At 42.7% G+C, this 4,206-nt stretch carries 2 protein-coding genes; one reads left to right on the top strand and one right to left on the bottom strand.

Translation table 11 applies throughout. The annotated features are described in order from the left end of the window. The first annotated feature begins 139 nt into the window (after positions 1-139). Positions 140-2,125 carry an Ig-like domain-containing protein gene (locus tag NFR98_RS15550; RefSeq protein ID WP_251460561.1) on the top strand — a complete coding sequence of 662 codons (1,986 nt, stop codon included), beginning with the start codon at positions 140-142 and terminating at the stop codon, positions 2,123-2,125. A gap of 132 nt (positions 2,126-2,257) precedes the next feature. Here the strand turns inward: NFR98_RS15550 and aimA are convergent, their stop codons facing one another. Continuing rightward, complete coding sequence (gene aimA, locus NFR98_RS15545; RefSeq protein ID WP_251460560.1) at positions 2,258-3,913, bottom strand: glutamate/serine transporter AimA; 1,656 nt, start codon at positions 3,911-3,913, stop codon at positions 2,258-2,260. Positions 3,914-4,206 lie beyond the last annotated feature (293 nt).

The following is a 4,206-nucleotide window of genomic DNA, read 5'->3' as shown; positions in this document are numbered from 1 at the left end:
AAGCCATGCCAAAATATTCGTCCAGCAAGCTCTAATTATTTAAATTATTACATATTTAGCCGCATTTTTGGGGGGGGGATAGTTAAATTATCACGAAAAATTTTTACTCCTCAGAGCTGCATATATCGAAGCTGTTACCTTGGATCTGACAGATGAAAATGGAAAGAGTGTATGGAGTTATAGCAGAGACATTTACGATGGATCTGCTTCCACGCCAAAACAATGGTCGGATCAAGCTGATTTGGAGGCCGGAACCTATTACATCAAGATTTCCCAGGCCGATGATTATACCGGAAAATATGATTTAAAGGTTGGATTTAATACTGCAGGAAGCAATGAAAAAGAGCCGAACAATGGCACATCACAAGCACAGCCTATTATACTTAATACCCAGAAAATCAACGGTTTTCTTAGCTTAAATGATGATACGGATTGCTATAAATTCATTTTGAAACAAGCAGGCACCATTGATGTTCACGTAGATTCAAACATTTATGATGCTTCTCTGGATCTTCTGGATGAAAGTGGAAATGATGTTTGGGGAATAGATGAAGACATATATGGTGGATCCTCTCAAACGCCGAAGCAATGGTCAAAGAGTGTTGATCTGGAGGCAGGAACCTATTATATCAAGATTTCTAATTCCAGCGGTTATACGGGTAAATACAATTTATATGTCAATTACACACCAGCAGGAAATAATGAAGTGGAGCCAAATAACGGTACATCTCAGGCACAGGAGCTGTCAAACGGCCAAAAAGTAACCGGTTTTTTGAGCTGGAGTGACGATACGGACGTTTATAAAGTAAACCTGCCAAAAGCAGGAAACCTTAAAATCAGTCTTGACTCCAGTATAGATTGGGCCTATGTGGATCTTATAGATGCGAACGGAAACAACATCTGGGACGAAGAATCTGTTTATGACGGAACCAAAGAGACTCCCAAGCAATGGATGAAAGATGCTGATTTAGAGGCCGGAACCTATTATATCAAAATTCACAGCCCTGAAACCGGCACTTATCATTTGTCAACCTGGTTTACTGCCGCCGGAAACAATGAATCGGAACCCAATAATGGAACGACCCAGGCCCAGCAGATTTCCCTTAATACGCAAAAAATAACTGGTTTTCTGAGCGAGAGTGATCACACAGATTGCTATAAGTTCACATTGCCAAAAGCAGTAAAAGTTACGATGAACGTAGATTCCAGTATGAAAGGGGTCGATCTTCATCTAACAAATTCAAAGGGAACCGCCCTTTGGGACGACTATATTTACGACGGCTCCATTGAAACACCTAAACAATGGAACAAAAGTGAGAGCCTGCCAGCGGGAACATACTATTTAAAAATTAGCAGTGATTATAATACCGGCAAGTACGTTTTATCCGTCAATGCACCTTTGTACCCTTCTGCACCATCTATTAATACGGTAAGTACCAATAGTACAAGTGTATCTGGCAAGACAGACGCAAACTGCACGGTTTATGTTAAAGCCGGTTCCAAAACCTATAAAGGCAAAAGCAACAACAAAGGCGACTATAAAGTTTCTATTCCTAAACAAAAAGCCGGAACAAAAATTTATGTGTATGCTACAAACACTTATGGGAAAAGTGGAACAAAAGTAACGACCGTCGGATCACCGGCTGCAACGCCGTCCGTGAACACAGTCAGCAATAAAAGCACATTCGTTAGCGGGAAGACGAGCAAATCAAGCACCGTTCATGTTAAAATCGGTTCCAAAACCTATAAAGGCAAAAGCAACAGCAAAGGCGACTATAAAGTTTCTATTCCTAAACAAAAAGCCGGAACAAAAATTTATGTGTATGCTACAAACACCTATGGCAAAAGTGGAACAAAAAGCGTGACGGTGGTTGACAGAATTGCACCAAGTACACCGTCTGTTAACACTGTCAGCCATACTTCCCGTTATATCACCGGAAAAACGGAAGCATATGCAACGGTCACCGCTTATACCGGCAGTAAAAAAATCGGCTCTGCCAAAGCTGATAAACATGGTAGTTACAAAATAAAAATCAGCCCGAAGAAAAAAGGGACTGCGGTCAAAGTAAAAGCTACAGATAAATCCGGCAACAGCAGTGGATACCGGACGGTGAAAGTGAAATAAAAAGGCATAAAAAGCGCAGTGGTTCAGCTGCGCTTTTTTGGTATTAAGTTTTCCAAAAATAAATGGATTTTGCTGCTTTTTGTACGTGTTTAAAGGGATTTCCCTGTCATTCTTAGACAAATTCTACGTTAATCAGTGCGGCCAATCCGTTGAATAAGCCGGGTTTCGTTTCCCGTTTCCATTTTCATCATCATCCACACCCATGTCGTGCTCTTTCAATGCTTTGTTTAATTTTGCAGCTTCAAGCAGGTCAGGTGTTTCGTATCCGCTTTTCACTGCCCAGATGTAAAAACCGAGCGAAACGAAAGCAATGAGGACCATGTCCCAGCCGTACGGAATCATGTTAAGACCGCCAAATTTCTCACTTCCAAAATAAGAGATGCCCATCATCACAATCAGATAGGCGACCATCCAAATGCCGGACTTGAAATTTTTCGAAAAAGACTGCCATTTCCTTTTCGCCTGATAGTAAAAATAAATGGGAAGCCCAATCATAATAATGAGGAAAACTTCCCCGGTAAGCGGCCACCGTGCCCAGTATAGCGTCAGCGAAGCAAAAATAAATCCGCATGGCGCGATGATCTGCATGCCCTTCACCTGGAGCGGACGGTACAAGTACCCCGCGGTTTTTCTTAATGCCATGACAGTTACAGGCCCGGTGATATAAGAAATCAACGTAGCAACAGAAATAACCTCTGCCAGTGAACCCCATCCTTTAAATACAAACAGGAAAATAAAACAGATGACTAAATTGACAAACATCGCCGGGCGCGGAATGCCATAAACCGGATGCAGTTTGCCGATAAACCGCGGCAAATATCCATTTTTCTCCATACCATACAGCATACGCGCAGTTGTTGCAGTATAAGTAGTCCCGGTGCCGGATGGAGATACAAACGCATCCAAATACAAGACAATCACGAGCCAGTTAATATTTAACGCAATGGCAAGATCTGCAAACGGGGAGTTAAAATTCAAATGATTCCAGCCATGTGCCAGGACAGAAGAGCCGACACCCCCGATAAACGCAATCTGCAACAGAACGTAAATCACCGTTGCAATTAAAACAGATCCCACGACTGCAATCGGGATCGACCGGCCCGGCTTTCTCGCTTCGCCCGCCATATTGATCGGGCTTTGAAAGCCGTTAAATGCGAACACAATCCCGGATGTCGCCACTGCCGTAAGCACACTTGACCATCCATACGGGGCAAAAGCTTGGCCGTATGTAAAATTGCTGCCATGGAACCCGACAATCAGAAGTGCAAAAATCGTCAACCCCGGAATAATAATTTTGAATATTGTGATAAGTGAGTTTACCCTAGCAAATAAATTGACTGCCCAGTAATTCAGAAAAAAATAGATTAACAACAGCAAAGAAGCAAGGCCGAGCCCTTTTGGCGTCAGCATTCCGTTATGGGCCAAACTGTGCGCCCAGCTCCAATGCCATGAGCTCATATACTGAACAGAAGCCATCGCCTCACTCGGAATAACGGAAACAATGGCAATCCAGTTCGCCCATGCAGCAAGAAAACCGACAAAAGAGCCATGGGAATACTGGGTGTATTTTACCATTCCCCCCGCTACCGGAAACATGGCCCCCAGTTCACTGTAAGAAAGGGCAATAAACAAAATAACAACCATCCCGATCACCCAAGCAAAAATGGCTGCAGGGCCGGCAATCGTTGCTGCTTTCCAGGCACCAAACAACCAGCCGGATCCGATGATGGACCCAAGGCCGGTCATGGTAAGCGCAAAAGTTCCCAACTTACGATGCATCGTGTTCATACAGGATCCTTCTTTCTCTTCCAGTCCGAGGAGTGCGACTTAATCTTTACTATCAATTATACCATGATATTTATTTCAATCCTCAGATCTACGCAGAGTATAAGCTTATTTCAATCCAATTCAAATAATTTATCCTGAATCCGTGACGAAATTTCCGCTTAAAGGCAAACAAATCGCATAAAATTTAGTATAATTGGTATATTAGACAAATTAAATTCATTCCACATTCAGGTGATCTAATGAAAAAGTTAGTGATAGAAGCCACGAAAGAACGAATTGTTGCCCAAAGCGGT

The sequence above is a fragment of the Weizmannia agrestimuris genome (assembly GCF_943193165.1).
GTDB lineage: Bacteria > Bacillota > Bacilli > Bacillales > Bacillaceae_C > Weizmannia > Weizmannia faecalis.
Note: the sequence above shows the minus strand (reverse complement) of the source record. Positions and strands in the feature narration are given on the sequence as shown.

Excerpts from the sequence above, each read along its gene's own strand:
- aimA (WP_251460560.1), bottom strand. The coding sequence starts at position 3,913 with ATGAACACGATGCATCGTAAGTTGGGAACTTTTGCGCTTACCATGACC.